The sequence below is a fragment of the Luteimonas sp. YGD11-2 genome (assembly GCF_004118975.1).
GTDB lineage: Bacteria > Pseudomonadota > Gammaproteobacteria > Xanthomonadales > Xanthomonadaceae > Luteimonas > Luteimonas muca.
The window spans coordinates 2,257,292-2,272,815 of the sequence record NZ_CP035376.1 but is presented as its reverse complement, the minus strand read 5'-3'; the positions used below and the strand labels follow the sequence as shown (position 1 = coordinate 2,272,815).

Annotated in this window: 17 protein-coding genes, 1 tRNA gene and 1 other RNA gene; 11 read left to right on the top strand and 8 right to left on the bottom strand. The window is 71.1% G+C overall.

The window, feature by feature from the left end; genetic code table 11:
* Positions 1–4: 4 nt before the first annotated feature.
* Positions 5–101: signal recognition particle sRNA small type (gene ffs / locus ERL55_RS10335), an RNA gene on the bottom strand.
* Between the two features lie 43 nt (positions 102–144).
* Positions 145–237, bottom strand: a tRNA-Ser gene (locus tag ERL55_RS10330).
* 173 nt (positions 238–410) lie between these two features.
* On the opposite strand from ERL55_RS10330, the gene dnaX reads away from it, so the two are divergent.
* The 4 genes from dnaX to ERL55_RS10310 all read left to right on the top strand — a co-directional run bounded on the left by dnaX (position 411) and on the right by ERL55_RS10310 (position 3,708).
* Entirely contained in the window at positions 411–2,285 is a 1,875-nt protein-coding gene (dnaX, locus tag ERL55_RS10325; protein ID WP_129136352.1) for a DNA polymerase III subunit gamma/tau, read from the top strand.
* 47 nt (positions 2,286–2,332) lie between these two features.
* Positions 2,333–2,653 (top strand): YbaB/EbfC family nucleoid-associated protein, encoded by a 321-nt coding sequence (locus ERL55_RS10320; protein WP_129136351.1) that lies wholly within the window; start codon positions 2,333–2,335, stop codon positions 2,651–2,653.
* Between the two features lie 49 nt (positions 2,654–2,702).
* Positions 2,703–3,299, top strand: coding sequence for a recombination mediator RecR (gene recR, locus ERL55_RS10315; RefSeq protein ID WP_129136350.1), 597 nt, complete (start codon positions 2,703–2,705; stop codon positions 3,297–3,299).
* Positions 3,300–3,363: 64 nt separating this feature from the next.
* Complete coding sequence (locus tag ERL55_RS10310) at positions 3,364–3,708, top strand: histidine triad nucleotide-binding protein (RefSeq protein WP_129136349.1); 345 nt, start codon at positions 3,364–3,366, stop codon at positions 3,706–3,708.
* Positions 3,709–3,715: 7 nt separating this feature from the next.
* On the opposite strand, the gene ERL55_RS10305 is transcribed toward ERL55_RS10310, so the two are convergent.
* The 4 genes from ERL55_RS10305 to ERL55_RS10290 are packed head-to-tail and all read right to left on the bottom strand — an operon-like array spanning position 3,716 to position 8,174.
* Positions 3,716–4,225 (bottom strand): Slp family lipoprotein, encoded by a 510-nt coding sequence (locus ERL55_RS10305; RefSeq protein ID WP_129136348.1) that lies wholly within the window; start codon positions 4,223–4,225, stop codon positions 3,716–3,718.
* A complete protein-coding gene (locus ERL55_RS10300) occupies positions 4,222–6,249 on the bottom strand; it encodes a DUF3488 and transglutaminase-like domain-containing protein (RefSeq protein ID WP_129136347.1) in 2,028 nt (675 codons plus the stop codon). Before ERL55_RS10300 ends, ERL55_RS10305 begins: the two co-directional genes overlap by 4 nt.
* A complete protein-coding gene (locus tag ERL55_RS10295; RefSeq protein ID WP_241685750.1) occupies positions 6,242–7,213 on the bottom strand; it encodes a DUF58 domain-containing protein in 972 nt (323 codons plus the stop codon). The genes ERL55_RS10300 and ERL55_RS10295 overlap by 8 nt, the downstream gene beginning before the upstream one ends.
* Before the next feature lie 7 nt (positions 7,214–7,220).
* Positions 7,221–8,174, bottom strand: a complete 954-nt coding sequence (locus ERL55_RS10290; RefSeq protein WP_129136346.1) for an AAA family ATPase — start codon at positions 8,172–8,174, stop codon at positions 7,221–7,223.
* Positions 8,175–8,280: 106 nt separating this feature from the next.
* On the opposite strand from ERL55_RS10290, the gene ERL55_RS10285 reads away from it, so the two are divergent.
* Entirely contained in the window at positions 8,281–10,158 is a 1,878-nt protein-coding gene (locus ERL55_RS10285; RefSeq protein ID WP_241685749.1) for a glycosyltransferase family 39 protein, read from the top strand.
* 12 nt (positions 10,159–10,170) lie between these two features.
* On the opposite strand, the gene ERL55_RS14945 is transcribed toward ERL55_RS10285, so the two are convergent.
* Positions 10,171–10,749, bottom strand: a complete 579-nt coding sequence (locus tag ERL55_RS14945; RefSeq protein ID WP_164972177.1) for a Maf family nucleotide pyrophosphatase — start codon at positions 10,747–10,749, stop codon at positions 10,171–10,173.
* Complete coding sequence (locus ERL55_RS14940) at positions 10,746–11,105, bottom strand: hypothetical protein (protein WP_164972176.1); 360 nt, start codon at positions 11,103–11,105, stop codon at positions 10,746–10,748. Before ERL55_RS14940 ends, ERL55_RS14945 begins: the two co-directional genes overlap by 4 nt.
* A 135-nt stretch (positions 11,106–11,240) precedes the next feature.
* On the opposite strand from ERL55_RS14940, the gene ERL55_RS10275 reads away from it, so the two are divergent.
* The 6 genes from ERL55_RS10275 to acpP all read left to right on the top strand — a co-directional run bounded on the left by ERL55_RS10275 (position 11,241) and on the right by acpP (position 15,483).
* Complete coding sequence (locus tag ERL55_RS10275; RefSeq protein WP_129136344.1) at positions 11,241–11,750, top strand: YceD family protein; 510 nt, start codon at positions 11,241–11,243, stop codon at positions 11,748–11,750.
* A 58-nt stretch (positions 11,751–11,808) separates the two neighbouring features.
* Positions 11,809–12,003: a 50S ribosomal protein L32 gene (rpmF, locus tag ERL55_RS10270; protein WP_129136343.1), complete on the top strand. Its 195-nt coding sequence runs from the start codon at positions 11,809–11,811 to the stop codon at positions 12,001–12,003.
* Positions 12,004–12,147: 144 nt separating this feature from the next.
* On the top strand, positions 12,148–13,125 hold the full coding sequence (locus ERL55_RS10265; RefSeq protein ID WP_129137310.1) for a beta-ketoacyl-ACP synthase III: 978 nt from the start codon (positions 12,148–12,150) through the stop codon (positions 13,123–13,125).
* A 168-nt stretch (positions 13,126–13,293) separates the two neighbouring features.
* Positions 13,294–14,238 carry an ACP S-malonyltransferase gene (fabD, locus tag ERL55_RS10260; RefSeq protein WP_129136342.1) on the top strand — a complete coding sequence of 315 codons (945 nt, stop codon included), beginning with the start codon at positions 13,294–13,296 and terminating at the stop codon, positions 14,236–14,238.
* Between the two features lie 150 nt (positions 14,239–14,388).
* Positions 14,389–15,132 carry a 3-oxoacyl-ACP reductase FabG gene (gene fabG / locus ERL55_RS10255; RefSeq protein WP_129136341.1) on the top strand — a complete coding sequence of 248 codons (744 nt, stop codon included), beginning with the start codon at positions 14,389–14,391 and terminating at the stop codon, positions 15,130–15,132.
* A 111-nt stretch (positions 15,133–15,243) separates the two neighbouring features.
* Entirely contained in the window at positions 15,244–15,483 is a 240-nt protein-coding gene (gene acpP, locus ERL55_RS10250) for an acyl carrier protein (protein WP_129136340.1), read from the top strand.
* Positions 15,484–15,524 lie beyond the last annotated feature (41 nt).

Here is a 15,524-nt window from a genome sequence, read left to right as displayed (position 1 = left end):
GATGGCCCCGCCGACTTACCTCGTCGCCCGCATCAACCGATACCGTTGCTGCCTTCCGGCCCTGGCGGGATTTTCGATCTAGCGTCGCGAGGGGCCGACGGGGCCACCATGGAGACTTGCACCTGCCGTTGCAGCAGGCAGAACTGGCGGAGAGAGGGGGATTCGAACCCCCGAAGCGCGGTTTAGACGCTTACACACTTTCCAGGCGTGCTCCTTCAACCACTCGGACACCTCTCCGCACCTGACCCGTACACCTTGCCTGCCCTGGCGCGGCCACACGGGGGCCGTGATTCTAGCGTTCGCCCGCGGCGCCCACAAGGAACATCTTGCAGGTCGCTGGCGGACGATGCGCCCGGTACAGGCGGGTGCGGCACCGGCGGCCATGCCGACCGGCATGGCAGAATGGCGGCATGTCGTATCTCGTCCTCGCCCGCAAGTGGCGCCCCAAGCGTTTCGCCGAACTGGTCGGGCAGGAACACGTGGTCCGCGCGCTCACCAATGCGCTGGAATCCGGGCGCGTGCATCACGCCTTCCTGTTCACCGGCACCCGCGGCGTGGGCAAGACCACCATCGCGCGGATCTTCGCCAAGAGCCTGAACTGCGAGTCGGGCACCTCGTCCGACCCCTGCGGCGAATGCGAAACCTGCCGTTCCATCGACGCCGGCCGCTTCATCGACCTGCTCGAGATCGACGCCGCCAGCAACACCGGTGTCGACGACGTGCGCGAGCTGATCGACAACGCGCAGTACATGCCCTCGCGCGGACGGGTGAAGGTGTACCTCATCGACGAGGTCCACATGCTGTCGAAGTCGGCCTTCAACGCGCTGCTGAAGACGCTCGAGGAACCGCCGGGGCATGTGAAGTTCCTGCTCGCGACCACCGATCCACAGAAGCTGCCGGTGACCGTGCTCTCGCGCTGCCTGCAGTTCAACCTCAAGCGGCTGGACCTGGCGCAGATCGAAGGCCAGATCGGCCGCATCCTCGCCGCCGAGGAGATCACCTTCGACGAGGGCGCGGTGCGCCAGATCGCGCGCGCGGCCGATGGCAGCCTGCGTGACGGGCTGTCGCTGCTCGACCAGGCCATCGCCTACACCGGTGGGCGGCTCGAGGATGCCGGCGTGGCCGCGATGCTGGGCACGGTCGACCGCACCCGCGTCGGCGCGCTGCTGGACGCGCTGGCGTGCGCCGATGGCGAACGGCTGCTGGCCGAGGTCGGCACGCTGGCCGAGTTCTCCCCCGACTGGGGCAGCGTGCTCGATGCGCTGGCCGAGGCGTTGCACCGCATCCAGGTGAGGCAGCTGGTCCCGGGCGCGGGGGTCGACGGCGAGGGCATCGACCTCGACGCGCTGGCCGCGGCGATACGCCCGGAACTCGTGCAGCTCTGGTACCAGATGGCGCTCGACGGCCGCCGCGAACTGCAGCACGCACCAAGCCCGCGTACCGGTTTCGAGATGAGCCTGTTGCGGATGCTGGCATTCCGCCCGCTCGATGGTGCCACGACCGACGCCGGTGATTCCGGCAGCGCCGCGCCTGCGCGCGAACAGGGCGGTGCTGTGCCGACCCGGGGTGGCCGCGACGCCGCGGCTGCCGCACGCGCCGCGCTGGAGGCCGACGAGGCCCCACGGCGCGCGGCTCCGGCGGCAAGCTCCGGGATCCGCGTCCCGGCGCCACCGACTGCTGCGCCCGCGGCAGCGCCGGTCCCGCCGCGCGCTGCCGTGGCTGCGGCGCCCGCTTCACCGATGCCCGGGCCGGCCATCCCCGACGAGGATCGCGCGCCCTGGGCCACCGACCCGCGGGAAGATGTGCGCGCGCAGCCTGCGGCACCCCGTGCGGTCGCCAGCGCTGCCGCGGCCGTCGCCGCCGCTGGCGTTGTCGCGCCCGCGCGCGCGCCGTTGCAGGTCGATGCCGACGCCTGGCCGGACCTGGTCGTGGGTCTCGGCCTGCGCGGACCGGTCCGCGAGCTTGCCGCACATACCGCCTTCCTCGGTTACGCCGATGGCGTGCTGCGCCTGTCGCTGCCCGCCAGCGACGACCACCTGCAGACCCCGCTGCTGGTGGGGCAGTTCGCCGCGGCCCTCGCGCCGCAGCTCGGTGGTACGCCGACCATCCGCTTCGAGGTGGCCGCGGGTGGCGAAACCCTGCACGAGCGCCACGCGCGCGAGCGCGATGCCCGCCAGCAGGCCGCCGAACGCGCGTTCCTCGACGATCCCGACGTCAGTCGGATGATGTCGCAGCACGGCGCACGGCTCGTGCCCGATTCGATCCGCCCGGTCGACGACCGCTGAATCTTTCACCGCGCCCGAGCCGGCGCGGCCCCCACAGGAGAACCGACATGCGTGGAAACATCGCCCAGCTGATGCAGCAGGCCCAGAAGATGCAGGAGAACATGCAGCGCGCACAGGAAGAGCTCGCGGGGCTGGAAGTCACCGGCAGTGCCGGCGGCGGCATGGTCAGCGTCACCCTCACCGGGCGCATGGAGTGCCGCAAGGTGCGCATCGATCCGAGCGTGATCACCGATGCGGAAATGACCGAGGACCTGGTCGCTGCGGCCATCAATGACGCGGTCAACAAGGTCAACACCGAGTCGCAGGCGCGGATGTCCGCCGCCACCGCCGGCATGCCGGTGCCTCCGGGCATGAAGCTGCCGTTCTGAGCGCGGCTCCGCAGCCCCTCCGCGACCGCATGCATCCCGCCAGGCTTCCATGTCAGCGCTACTCGAACAACTGATCGACGCCCTGCGGGTGCTGCCGGGCGTGGGCCAGAAGTCGGCGCAGCGCATGGCCTACCACCTGCTCGAGCGCCAGCGCGACGGCGGCCGGCGGCTGTCGGAGGCGCTGGAAGCGGCGATGTCGCGGATCGGCAACTGCGGGCGGTGCCGCGATTTCAGCGAGACCCCGGTGTGTCCGGTCTGCGCCAGCACCTCGCGCGACGGGCACGTGCTGTGCGTGGTGGAGACGCCGGCCGACCGCCTGGCGATCGAGCAGGCCACCGATTTCCGCGGCCTGTATTTCGTGCTGCACGGCCGCCTGAGCCCCCTCGACGGCATCGGTCCGCGTGAACTCGGGCTCGACGGGCTCGGCACGCGGCTGGCGGAGGGCGAGGTGCGCGAGCTGATCGTCGCCACCAACCCGACGGTCGAAGGCGAGGCCACCGCGCATTACCTGGCGCAGCTGGCGCGCCAGCACGGCGTGCGGCCCAGCCGCCCCGCGCACGGGCTGCCGCTGGGCGGCGAACTCGAATACGTCGACCGCGGCACGCTCTCGCACGCATTCGGCAGCCGCAGCGACATCGCCGGCTGAGGAACCCCCGCCCGCCGGCACCGCGGGGCTAAGCTGACGCGTACATCAACCGCCCGGTCGCGCCATGCCCACCATCTTCCACAAGATCATCCGCCGCGAGATTCCCGCCGAGATCGTCCACGAGGACGAGCACCTGATCGGTTTCCGCGACATCGCGCCGCAGGCGCCGGTGCACGTGCTGTTCGTGCCGAAGGAGACGATACCGACGCTGGACGCGGCGACTCCGTCGCAGGCCGAGGTCATCGGCCGGCTGGCGCTGGCGGCGGCCGATTACGCGCGCCGGGAGGGCTTTGCCGCCGACGGCTACCGCATCGTCATGAACTGCAACGACCACGGCGGGCAGACCGTCTACCAGATGCACCTGCATCTGCTGGCGGGCGCGCCGCTCGGGCGCTTCGGTACGCCCTGAACTCCGGCTACCACCACCAGCCCGGGCCCCAGCCCCACGGATACGGCTCGTAGCGGATCACCTGCACGTCGGCGCGCTCGGGCCACAGGTAGACCACGTCGGCGTCCACCCGCGGCAGGCGGTAGTCGTACTCGCCGATCTGGACCTGCTCGGTCGCGGCAATCCGCCCGGTGAAGGTGACTTCGCGGTCGGCGGTGAACAGTGCGGGGTCGTAGAAGCCGGTGCGACAGGCGATGAAGCGGCCGCCGGCCTGGTTGCCGCTGAAACTGGGCCGGCCGTTGGCATCCAGCGGTGCCGAGAGCATCTGGAAGCAGGTGCGGTCGGGCTGCGGGGTGACCTCGACGATGCGCCCGCCCCAGCGCACCGCGGTGCCGATGGTGGACGCCGCCGTCGTGGCCTGGTCGGGCGACACTTCGGCGAAGGTGCCCTGCAGCGGCGTGGGCGCGGTGGCGCATGCGGCCAGCAGCGTGCAGGCGATCGCCACGGTCAGTGCGGCGGGCAGGTGGGCGCGATTCATCGGGGCGTCTCCGCGGGTCGGTGCCGGTGCAGGTCGCGGGCCAGCGCGCGTGCGGCCCCCGGTCCGGCGGGGTGGGGAGCGTAGCGCCAGTCGGAGAAACGCGCGCTGAGCGTGGCCAGCGCGGCGTCGTGCGGCCGCGCCGCCAGCACGCGCGCGGCCCAGGCGCTGGCCGGTTCGTGCGGTGCCGGTGCGAACCCGTGCCGGGCATAGCGTGCGCCCAGCGCATGCCAGGCCCGCAGCACCGGGTCGCGTTCGCGCTCGCTGCGCCCGACCAGCCACAGCATCCAGGCCAGTGCCATGCCGCCCAGCGCCGCGAACAGCACCACCAGCTGCTGCATCTCGAGGTCGCGGATGCCCAGCGGGCTCAGCAGCTGGCGCTGGCGGGTGGCGTCGAAGCCGAGCACGAAGTCGTTCCACCCCCGGCGCATCCAGTCGCCGACGTCCCACATCCCGGCCAGCGCGTCGCGGGCGGCGCCGCCGTCCTCGGACAGGTTGGCGATGGTGTCGTAGATGCGCTCCGGGGCCACCGCGGCGGTGGGGTCGGCGCGCACCCAGCCGCGCCCTTCCAGCCACACCTCGGCCCAGGCGTGGGCGTCCTCGCGGCGCACCAGCCAGTAGTCGCCGAAGCGGTTGTAGTAGCCGCCGACATAGCCGGTCACCACCCGCGCGGGGATGCCCGCGGCACGCATGAACACCACGAAGGCTCCGGCGTAGTGTTCGCAGAAGCCTTCCTGCTCGTCGAACAGGAATTCGTCGATCGCATGGCGGCCGGGCAGGCCGGTGGCCAGGGTGTAGGCGAAGTCGCTGCGTACCCAGTCGAGGAAGCGCTGCACCAGCGCTTCGTCGGCGGCCATGCCGTCACCGGCTTCGGCGCGCCACTGCCGGGCCAGCGCGATGGTGCGCGGGTTGAAGGCCTCGGGCAGGCGCAGCGCCATCGTGCGCAGCATCGGCCGCAGTTCGGCCTCGTAGGCAACCGGTGGCGCCGACTGCAGCCGCCAGCGGCGCAACGAACTCAGCGGACGCCAGGACGTGGTGCTGTGGTCGTGGCCGAGGCGGGTGCCTTCGGGCTCGGCCAGCGGCAGGTCCAGGGTCACGGCGAAGCGGCGGTCGGTGGGCTCGAGTTCGAGTTCGTAGTCCCATACCGGGCCGTCATGGCGCACCTCCGCGGGTGGCAGGCCCTGCGCCCATTCGGCCCGGGACCAGCGGCGGCCGTCGTAATCGGTGAGCACCGGGCCGCGCCAGTAGAGCTCGGTGCGATCCGGAACGGGGCCGAAGAAACGCGCGCGCAGGGCCGGTGAATCGTCACCCATCAGGTCGAGCCAGTCGCCCGGGCCCATCTCACCCGACAGCCCCGGCTTGGCGATCGCACGTTCCGGCACGCCCCACAGCGGTGAGGCCATGCGCGGAAACAGCCAGAACGCCGCCAGTGCCAGCGGAAGCCCGACCATCGCCAGACGCCCGACCCGCCACAGGCGCCGGCCCACCGCCCGTGCCGGCGGCAGCGGCTCGGTGGGCACCTCGGCGTCGAGTTCCGCCAGCCGCCACAGTGCGGCCAGCGCCACCAGGGCCCCGCCCAGCCCGAGCAGCAGCGACAGCGGCCCCTGGTCGAGCAGGAAGGTCGCGAACGGCGCGAACAGCGCGAAGCCCAGCAGGCTGCGCGCATCGCGCCAGGTGAACAGCTCCACCGGCTTGATCGCCAGCATCGCGGCGAGCAGCGCGCAGCCGGTGTCGCGACCGAAGGAAAAGCCGCTGCCGGCCAGCACCAGGCCGACCGCCGCCAGCGCCAGCAGCGCGCGCAGCAGCGACGGCAGGCGGCGCTTCCAGGAGATCGCCGCCACCGCGACGGCGAGGGCGCCGATCGCCAGCCCCAGCCATCCCGGCAGCTGCAGCAGCAACGGCAACTGGCACGCGAACGAGGCCGCCAGGGACCACGCGCGGGCGGCGTCGGGCAGGTTGCGTCGATCGGCCACCGCGGCGGGAGCCGCAGGCGACAGGCCCGGCAATGTCGCGATGCCCTCAGCCATGCCCGGCCTCCGGCAGCAGTGCCAGCGCGCGCAGGCAGGCATGGCGATGCAGCGCGCCACGCGCGGGACCGACCGCGGGCTGTCCCGGCAGGCGCAGCACGTAGCGGCGCTGGTCGCGTTCGGCCTCGTCCACCCAGCGCGCAAGCCGACGGATGCGCGCCTCGTAGGGCAGTTCCACGGTGCCGCGCCAGTCGATGACGACGTCGGCGCCCTGCGGCTGCTCGTACTCGCGGACCAGCAGCTGGCCGCGGCGCGCCGAAGGCTTCCAGGCGATCGCACGACGCGAATCGCCACGCCGCCAGTTGCGCAGGTGGTGGACATCGTCGCCGGACGCGTGCAGCCGCGCCTGTGCGTTGTCGCCGGCGCCTTCGGGCAGCGGCGGGCCGTGCGTCTCCGGGGCCGGGTAGACCAGCATCGGTGCTTCCGGCCAGACCCACGACCAGGCCCGCGCCAACCCCAGCGGGCGCGTGGTGGAGATCCGCAGGCGGCCGACGTCGAGCCAGCCGCGCTGCATGGTCGGCAGTTCGATGACCGCTTCGCCGGCGCCGTCGTCGAGGTGCAGGGCGGCGGCGGTGTCACCTGCGCGAACCTCGAGCCCGCGCCGGGGGCGGCCGGGATCGGCGCGCACATGCACGCGCAGCGCGAGCGGACGCCCCGCGGCCACGGCCTCCGCGTCGACCGCCTGGACAGCGAGTCCGCTCAATTGCAGGTGCGCGTGCAGCAGGCTCGCCAGCGCGGTGCCGGCCAGCAGCAGGCACAGCAGCAGCGCGGGGTTGTTGTTGTAGTTGAGCGCGCCCACGCCCATCGTCAGCAACAGCGCGAAGAAGAACAGCCCGAAGGCGGTTGGCAGCACGTAGATGCGGCGGCGGTCCAGCCGCGCCGGCAGCGTTTCGGGCGCACGCGGCCGTGCAAGGCCCTGCAGGCGCTGGAACATGCGTGACGGTGCGCGGGCGCTCGCGGCCATCAGGAACTCAGTCCACCGCCACCGCGTGCAGGATGGCCTTGGCCAGCGCCGTCGCATCGCCGCCATCACTGGCGGGCACCAGACGGTGGCCGGCCACGGCGACGAACAGTGCCTGCACGTCTTCGGGGACGACATGGCGGTGGCCCAGCAACAGCGCGTAGGCACGCGCGGCGCGCAGCAGGGCGATGCCGGCGCGCGGCGACAGGCCGATGCGCACGCCGCCGTGGTGGCGGCTGCGCGCGACCAGCGCCTGCACGTAATCGATCAGCGCATCGCTTGCGTGCACGCGCTGGACGGCGTCGCGCAGCTTCAGCACGTCGTCGGCACCGAGCACCGGCAGCGCCTGCGCGATCAGGTCGCGGCGGTCGCTGCCGGCCAGCAGCGCGCGTTCGGCTTCCGCACCGGGATAGCCCAGGCTCAGGCGCATCAGGAAGCGGTCGAGCTGCGAATCCGGCAGCGGGTAGGTGCCGGCGAGGTCGAGCGGGTTCTGCGTCGCGATGACGAAGAACGGGTCCGGCAGCGCGTGGGTGACGCCGTCGATGCTGACCTGGCGCTCGGCCATCGCCTCCAGCAGCGCACTCTGCGTGCGTGGCGGTGCGCGGTTGATCTCGTCGGCCAGCAGCACCTGGGTGAACACCGGCCCGGGATGGAATTCGAAGCTGCGCGCCTGTGCGTCATAGACCGAGACGCCGACGATGTCCGACGGCAACAGGTCGGACGTGAACTGCAGGCGCTGGAACTCCAGGCCGAGGGTCGCCGCCAGCGCATGCGCGAGCGTGGTCTTGCCCAGCCCGGGTAGATCCTCGATCAGCAGGTGGCCGCCCGACAGCAGCGCGACGAACGCCAGCCGTACCTCGTGGGCCTTGCCCAGCACCAACGAATTCACCTGCTCCTGAGCCGCGCCCAGCGATCGTGAAAGCGCGTCGGGTAGCATGTCGGCGTGGGTGGGCGTATCGGCCATGCGGGTCTCCGGAAAACGGGGCGTGCGGTGATGTCGCCATGGCCCGCGTCTCCCCGTTGCCGCGGGCGCCAACTTCATCAATCGAGTGTAACTGGGTCGCATACGGATGCCGACAGACATCGGAATGCGCGGGGCCGGCGTGCGCGCCTGGCATCCGCGCCATGTATTCATCGCCCTCTGGGGGGTGGTGACGCTGGTCAAGATCGTGCTTGCCACGCGGCTGCCGCTGTTCGTCGACGAAGCCTTCTACTGGCAGGAAGGCCAGCACCCGGCGTGGGCGTATTCGGACCTGCCCGGGTTGACCGCGTGGCTGATCCGCGTGGGCGTGGAGATCGGCGGGCACCATGTGCTGGCGGTGCGCGCGCCGTTCCTGCTGATGGCCGCGCTGCTGCCGTGGTGGATGGTGGCGCTGGTGCGCCGCGAGGTGGACGAGCGCAGCGCGTGGCTGGCCGGCATCGCGGTGCTGCTGCTGCCGCTGGCGGGCACCCTGGGCCTGCTGGCGCTGCCCGACGTGGCGATGGCGCTGGCGACGCTTGCATGCGTGGACGCCGCTACCCGGCTGGTACGCAGGGTGGATGCCGGCAGCGCCAGCCTGCTCGCCTTCGGGCTGGCGGTGGGCGCGCTCAGCCACTACCGCTTCGCGGCGGTGGTCGGGGTGGGATTCGTCGCGCTGCTGTGCCTGGAAGGTGGCCGGCGCGCGTTGCGCGATCCGCGCGCCTGGATCGCGATCGCCTTCGGTGCCGCAGCGTGGGCGCCATTGCTGGCCTGGAATTTCGACAACGCCGAGGCCGGCTTGCGCTTCCAGCTGGTCGACCGCCACCCGTGGGCGCTGCATGGCGAAGGCCTGCTGTTCCTGCCGGTGCAGGCCGGGGTGGTGACGCCATTGCTGTTCGTCGCGCTGCTGGCGGCGGCGTGGCACGGTGCGCGCAGCCGCGAGCCGGTGCACCGGCTGTTGGCGCTACTGGGCGGGCTGCTGGTGGCCGGCTTCTTCGTGCTGGGCTTCTTCGCCGATGTCGAGCGGGTGAGCTTCCACTGGCCGTTGCCGGGCTATATCGCGCTGATCGCGCTGCTGCCTGCATTGCTGGACACCTGGCCGCGCTGGCTGCGCACCGCCACCTGGTCGCTGGCGGCAGCCGGGCTGGTGGCGTTCCTGGGCTACTACGCCGCGGTCTCGTCGCCCTTGGTGCGCGAGCAGGCCGCGTCGGCGAAGTGGTACCCGTCCAACTTCGCCGGCTGGGACGAACTGGCCGCCGCGGTGGCCAAGGCACGCGCGCAGATGCCCGCCGGCACGCAGATCGTGGCCGACAACTTCAAGATCGGCGCCGAACTCGGTTTCGCACTCGGCGATCCGCGTATCGCGGTGCTCGACCATCCGCTCAACCGCGACCATGGCCGTGCCCCGCAGCTGCGGCTGTGGGGTCTGGAAGCGCAAGGCGCGCGCGAGTTGGCCCCGGGGCCGGTGCTGCTGGTGGTCGGCACCACCGACGTCAAGTTCAGCGAGCTTCTCGCCCATTACCAGAGCCTGTGCCAGCGCTTCGGCCACCTGCCGCACCCCGAGGCGGTCAACATCGACCATGGCGGCCGGCGATTCCTGCTGCTGCGTTTCGACGGCACTGCGCCGGAGCAAAGCGGTACGTGCGCGACGCCCGCGGTCGCGCATCTGCAGGAACCTGCAGCCGGCGCCACCGTCGAGCGGGAGTTCCGCGTCTACGGCTGGGCAGTGAAGGATGGCGTGGGTGTGCGCGAGGTCCGCCTGACGCTCGACGGCGAGGTGGTCGCCACCGCCGACTACGGGCAGGAGAACCGCTGGGTGGGCGAGTTCCTGCAGGGTCGTTCCAACGATCCCGGGCAACCGGCGGTGGCGTTCTCCGCGCAGGTCGATGCCTCCGCGCTGCCGGCGGGCGACTACTGGCTGGGGATGGAGATCGAAGGCGCCGACGGCAGCGTCGAGACCTGGAGCGAACGGCGCATCCGCCTGCGCTGAACGCGCGCAGCTTCAAGGCAGCACGAACCCGGCGTCGCGCAACAGGCGTGCGGTGGCGATCAGCGGCAGGCCGATCAGCGCGGTCGGGTCTCGCGTGTCGATGGCGTCGAACAGCGCGATGCCGAGTCCCTCGCTCTTGAAGCTGCCGGCGCAGTCGAGCGGCTGCTCGGCGTCGACGTAGCGTTCGATCTCCGCCCGCTGCAGGCACCGGAACGTCACCGTGGTGGTGTCGAGTGCCTCCCCGGCCAGTGCGTCGCCACGGCACAGCGCGACCGCGGTCAGGAACTGCACGCTGGAGCCCGACGTCGATTGCAGCTGGACGATCGCGGCATCGCGGATGCCGGGCTTGCCGAGCGCGTGGCCATCGAAGCCTGCGACCTGGTCGGAGCCGATCACCCAGGCGCCCGGGTGCCGGCGCACAACCTCGCGTGCCTTCGCCACCGCCAGCCTGGACGCCAGCGCCGCCGGTGCCTCCCCAGGCAGCGGGGTCTCGTCGACCTCGGGCCGTTCGGTGGTGAACGGAAGCCGCAGGCGCCCGAGCAGTTCCCGCCGGTAGCGCGAGGTCGAGGCGAGGATCAGCGCGCCGGTCACGACAGCGGCGCCCGCGCCTGTTCGATGCGGTCGAGCTGCTGCTCGATGCGCGCGCGCGCGGTGTCGATCGAATCGCGGACCTGGTCGAGCTGGCCGGTGGTTGCCGCATGGCCGTGCTGCTGCAGCCACAGGCGCTGGCGCAGCATCTCCTGCATGGCCTCGCGCACCGGGTTGTGGTCGCTGCCGGCCACCGCCTCGATCTCGGCCCGTGCCACCCGCAGACGGTCCTCGAAGGCATCCGCGGCATCCAGCACCGCCGACAGCGCCTGCTGGCGGCGGCTGCCGCGGCGACGCAACTGCCACCAGCAGGCAGCGCATACAATGACCACGGCGAACAGGGTTGCGGTCGGAATCAAGGCCGTCGGCGCCCGGAAGGGGAGGGGCAGTCTGCCGCGGGCGGTGGCAGGCGGCAAATCCACGGGGCAGCTGGATTTTTCCGCGCGGCTCCAATTTGACAGCGCACTTTGCGAAGCCCTAACATTCCGCCTCTTATGTCCGCCGATCTTCCCGAAACCGTCGACGTCTGGCGCCTTGTCGTCGCACGGCGGGTGTTCGAAGGACGCTTGCCGCTGTCGGCAATGCCCCGCCTTGGCGAGGTACTGCAGGCGACGCAAGGCGATGCGGATTACGTCATGGAATTCGGGCGTGACGCGTTCCAGGTGCCGTTCGTTGCGTTGCGGGTCGAAGCCGGGCTGCCGTTGCAGTGCCAGCGCACCCTGCAGGCGTTCAACGAGCCGGTGCAGCTGGAGCAGCGTTTCGGCCTGATCCGCGACGAGGCCGACGAGGCCGCGCTTCCGCCCGGATACGAAGCCCTGCTGGTGCCGGAAGATGGCACGCTGCGGCCCGCGGACCTGGTCGAGGACGAACTTCTGCTCGCCGTGCCGCTGGTGCCGGTGGCGCCGGGTTCGGAAGCGGTGGAGCGCGACTGGCCGGTGTCCGCCGACGAGGAGGCGCGCGCCAATCCGTTCGCCGCGCTGCAGGCGCTGAAAAAGAACACCTGAGTCGCCCACGGGCGGCCCAACTCCCAAAGATCGTAGAACTGTTTGCTGGAGCAATCCCATGGCTGTGCAGAAATCCCGAGTCACCCCGTCCCGCCGCGGCATGCGTCGCGCGCACGACAAGCTGCAGGCCAAGCAGCTGTCGACCGACCCGACCACCGGCGAGACCCATATCCGCCACCACATCACCGCCGACGGCTACTACCGTGGTCGCCAGGTGATCCAGCCGAAGGTCAAGATCGCCGACGAAGATTGACGGCGAGTGCCGTCGCGCCCACGGGCGTGGCGGTTTCCAGCGCCTCGCGGCCGCAGGGCTCACCCCGTCGCGTGGCGCGTCCTGCCGCCCGCCTGAGGGTGGCGGTTGCGAGGATGACGGCACACGATGACTGACACGGGCGCGATGCCCCGCGTGTATGCGCGGATTGCCGGGACCGGCAGCTACCTGCCGGCAAACGCCGTCAGCAACGACGAGCTTGCCAGGCGGGTCGACACCAGCGACGAGTGGATCGCGTCGCGTACCGGGATCCGCAACCGGCACATCGCCGCCGAAGGCGAGACCACCTGCGATCTGGCGTACCACGCGTCGGTGCGTGCGCTCGAAGCTGCGGGGGTCGATGCGTCCGAGCTCGATCTGATCATCCTCGGCACCACCACGCCGGATCTCATTTTCCCGTCCACGGCCTGCCTGCTGCAGCACCGCCTCGGCGTTGCCGGCTGCGGCGCGTTCGACGTCAATGCGGCGTGCTCGGGCTTCGTGTACGCGCTGTCGATCGCCGACAAGTTCATCCGTTCCGGTGCCGCGCGCACCGTGCTGGTGGTCGGCGCCGAGACGCTGACCCGCATGATCGACTGGAACGACCGCGCCACCTGCGTGCTGTTCGGCGACGGTGCCGGTGCGGTCGTGCTCAAGGCCGATAGCGGGACCGGCATCCTCAGCACCCACCTGCATGCCGATGGCGGCAAGAAGGAGCTGCTGTGGAACCCGGTGGGCGTGTCGGTGGGCTTCGACGAGAACGCCCCCAATGCCGGCGTGCGCATCAACATGACCGGCAACGAGGTCTTCAAGCACGCGGTCAAGGCGCTTGACTCGGTGGTCGAGGAAACCCTCGCCGCCAATGGCCTGGATCGTCACGACATCGACTGGCTGATCCCGCACCAGGCCAACCTGCGCATCATCGAGGCCACCGCCAAGCGGCTGGACATGCCGATGGAACGCGTGGTGGTCACCGTCGACCAGCACGGCAACACCTCGTCGGGTTCGGTGCCGCTGGCGCTGGACGTCGCAGTGCGCTCCGGCCGCGTCGAGCGCGGCCAGCTGCTGCTGCTGGAAGCCTTCGGTGGGGGCTTCACCTGGGGCTCCGCGCTGCTGCGCTACTGAGCCGGGCGCAGGCCCGGACGCCCGCCTCATTCGCGCGACGCCCCGGACATCCCGGGGCGTCGTCGTATCGGGCGAACGTCGCCGATCCTGTGACATACGCGGTCGTACAGACGTCCCGACGGCGCAGCCCGTATCATGCCGCGCTTGTTTTCCCAGCCGGACCCGCGCGTGACCGATTCCCAGCTCGCTTTCGTTTTCCCCGGCCAGGGCTCGCAGTCGCTGGGCATGCTCGCCGAGCTCGCGCAGCGGCATGCGTCGATCCGCGACACCTTCGCCGAGGCGTCCGAAGGTGCGGGCGTCGACCTGTGGGTGGTGAGCCAGGACGGCCCGGAAGAGCAGCTCAACACCACCGAGTTCACGCAGCCGGCGCTGCTGGCGGCGAGCGTGGCGGTGTGGCGGCTGTGGCAGGCGGAAGGCGTTGCGCGCCCGGTGGCGCTGGCCGGCCACAGCCTCGGCGAATACAGCGCGCTGGTCGCGGCAGGCGCCATCGACCTGGCCGATGCCGCGCGCCTGGTGCGCCTGCGCGGGCAGCTCATGCAGGCGGCGGTGCCGGCGGGCAAGGGCGCCATGGCGGCGATCCTGGGCGCCGAGGATGCGCTGGTGGAAGAGGCCTGCCGCGAGCTGTCCAGCGACTTCGTGGTGGTGCCGGCGAACTACAACTCGCCCGGGCAGATCGTGATCGGCGGTGAAGCCGAAGGCGTCGACCGCGCGCTGGGCCTGCTGTCGGAGCGTGGCGTGCGCAAGGCGGTGAAGCTTGCGGTGAGCGTGCCGTCGCACACGCCGCTGATGCGCGAGGCGGCCAACCGTCTCGGCGAGGCGATGGCCGGCACCGACTGGCGCGAACCCGCGCTGCCGGTGGTGCAGAACGTCGACGGCGAAGTGCACGAGGGCATCCAGTCGATCCGTGACGCGCTGGTGCGCCAGCTGTACCTGCCCGTGCGCTGGACCTCGTGCATGCAGGCGCTGGGCGGGCGCGGTGTCACCCGTTTCGCCGAGTGTGGGCCGGGCAAGGTGCTGACCGGGCTGGCGAAACGCATCGACAAGGCGTTCGAGGCGCGCGCGCTGGGCACGCCGGCCGACTTCGACGCCGCGCTGGCCGAATGGAAGGCATGATCCATCCACGCCTGCCCGCGGGACACCGCGGATAGTCGGCCTCATCGAGATCCGCCGCGATCGCCGGGTCCGGCGTCGTCGGTTTGTTGGTTTATCCGCCTGCATCCGCGAGAATCCGCGGCGAAGCACGCTGTACGGAGCAACTGAGCAATGAATCCACCACTGCAGGGCGAGATCGCACTCGTCACCGGCGCCAGCCGCGGCATCGGCGCGGCCATTGCCGACACGCTGGCCGCGCAGGGCGCGACCGTGATCGGCACCGCGACCAGCGAGGCCGGCGCGCAGGCGATCGGCACGCGCCTGCAGGCCCACGGCGGCCACGGTCGCGTGCTCGACGTGGCAGATGCGGCCTCGGTCGAGTCGCTGGTCGATGCGGTCACGAAGGAATTCGGCGCGGTGTCGATCCTGGTCAACAATGCCGGCATCACCCGCGACAACCTGCTGATGCGCATGAAGGACGAGGACTGGCAGGCCATCCTCGACACCAACCTCAGCAGCGTCTACCGGATGTCGAAGGCGGTGATGCGCGGCATGATGAAGGCGCGCAAGGGCCGCATCATCAACATCGCCTCGGTGATCGGCGTCACCGGCAATGCCGGCCAGGCGAACTACGCCGCCGCCAAGGCCGGCGTGATCGGCTTCTCGAAATCGTTGGCCAAGGAGATCGGCTCGCGCGGGGTGACGGTGAACGTCGTGGCACCCGGGTTCATCGACACCGACATGACCCGTTCGTTGCCCGAGGACGCGAAGACCGCGCTGCTGGGCCAGATCGCACTGGGCCGCCTCGGCGAGCCCGCCGACATCGCCAATGCCGTGGCCTTCCTGGCCGGGCCGCACGCGGCCTACATCACCGGCGAGACCCTGCACATCAACGGCGGCATGTACATGCCGTGACACCGGACCGGGGGACACTCCCCCAGCTTCACGGTTGCCGGCGCGCATCGCTGCCCGGCGGCCTTTCCCTTACACTACCGGCCGAATCAGGGCCCTGAGCGGAGCACATCCATGAGCACCATCGAAGAGCGCGTCAAGAAGATCGTCGTCGAGCAACTCGGCGTGAAGGAAGAGGAAGTCAACCCGAGCGCTTCGTTCGTGGACGACCTGGGCGCGGACTCGCTCGACACCGTCGAGCTGGTGATGGCGCTGGAAGAAGAGTTCGAGTGCGAGATCCCCGACGAGGACGCCGAGAAGATCACCTCGGTCCAGCAGGCGATCGACTACGTCAAGGCGCACGTCAAGAGCTGACGCGCCCGGCGGCCGGGGCCTTCGTGCGCCCGGCCGTTGCA

Excerpts from the sequence above, each read along its gene's own strand:
- ERL55_RS10275 (WP_129136344.1), top strand. The coding sequence starts at position 11,241 with ATGTCCGCCGATCTTCCCGAAACCGTCGACGTCTGGCGCCTTGTCGTC.
- ERL55_RS10320 (WP_129136351.1), top strand. The coding sequence starts at position 2,333 with ATGCGTGGAAACATCGCCCAGCTGATGCAGCAGGCCCAGAAGATGCAG.
- ERL55_RS10305 (WP_129136348.1), bottom strand. The coding sequence starts at position 4,225 with ATGAATCGCGCCCACCTGCCCGCCGCACTGACCGTGGCGATCGCCTGC.
- recR (WP_129136350.1), top strand. The coding sequence starts at position 2,703 with ATGTCAGCGCTACTCGAACAACTGATCGACGCCCTGCGGGTGCTGCCG.
- ERL55_RS10285 (WP_241685749.1), top strand. The coding sequence starts at position 8,281 with ATGCCGACAGACATCGGAATGCGCGGGGCCGGCGTGCGCGCCTGGCAT.
- fabG (WP_129136341.1), top strand. The coding sequence starts at position 14,389 with ATGAATCCACCACTGCAGGGCGAGATCGCACTCGTCACCGGCGCCAGC.
- ERL55_RS10265 (WP_129137310.1), top strand. The coding sequence starts at position 12,148 with ATGCCCCGCGTGTATGCGCGGATTGCCGGGACCGGCAGCTACCTGCCG.
- rpmF (WP_129136343.1), top strand. The coding sequence starts at position 11,809 with ATGGCTGTGCAGAAATCCCGAGTCACCCCGTCCCGCCGCGGCATGCGT.
- ERL55_RS10310 (WP_129136349.1), top strand. The coding sequence starts at position 3,364 with ATGCCCACCATCTTCCACAAGATCATCCGCCGCGAGATTCCCGCCGAG.
- ERL55_RS10290 (WP_129136346.1), bottom strand. The coding sequence starts at position 8,174 with ATGGCCGATACGCCCACCCACGCCGACATGCTACCCGACGCGCTTTCA.
- acpP (WP_129136340.1), top strand. The coding sequence starts at position 15,244 with ATGAGCACCATCGAAGAGCGCGTCAAGAAGATCGTCGTCGAGCAACTC.
- dnaX (WP_129136352.1), top strand. The coding sequence starts at position 411 with ATGTCGTATCTCGTCCTCGCCCGCAAGTGGCGCCCCAAGCGTTTCGCC.
- ERL55_RS10295 (WP_241685750.1), bottom strand. The coding sequence starts at position 7,213 with ATGGCCGCGAGCGCCCGCGCACCGTCACGCATGTTCCAGCGCCTGCAG.
- ERL55_RS10300 (WP_129136347.1), bottom strand. The coding sequence starts at position 6,249 with ATGGCTGAGGGCATCGCGACATTGCCGGGCCTGTCGCCTGCGGCTCCC.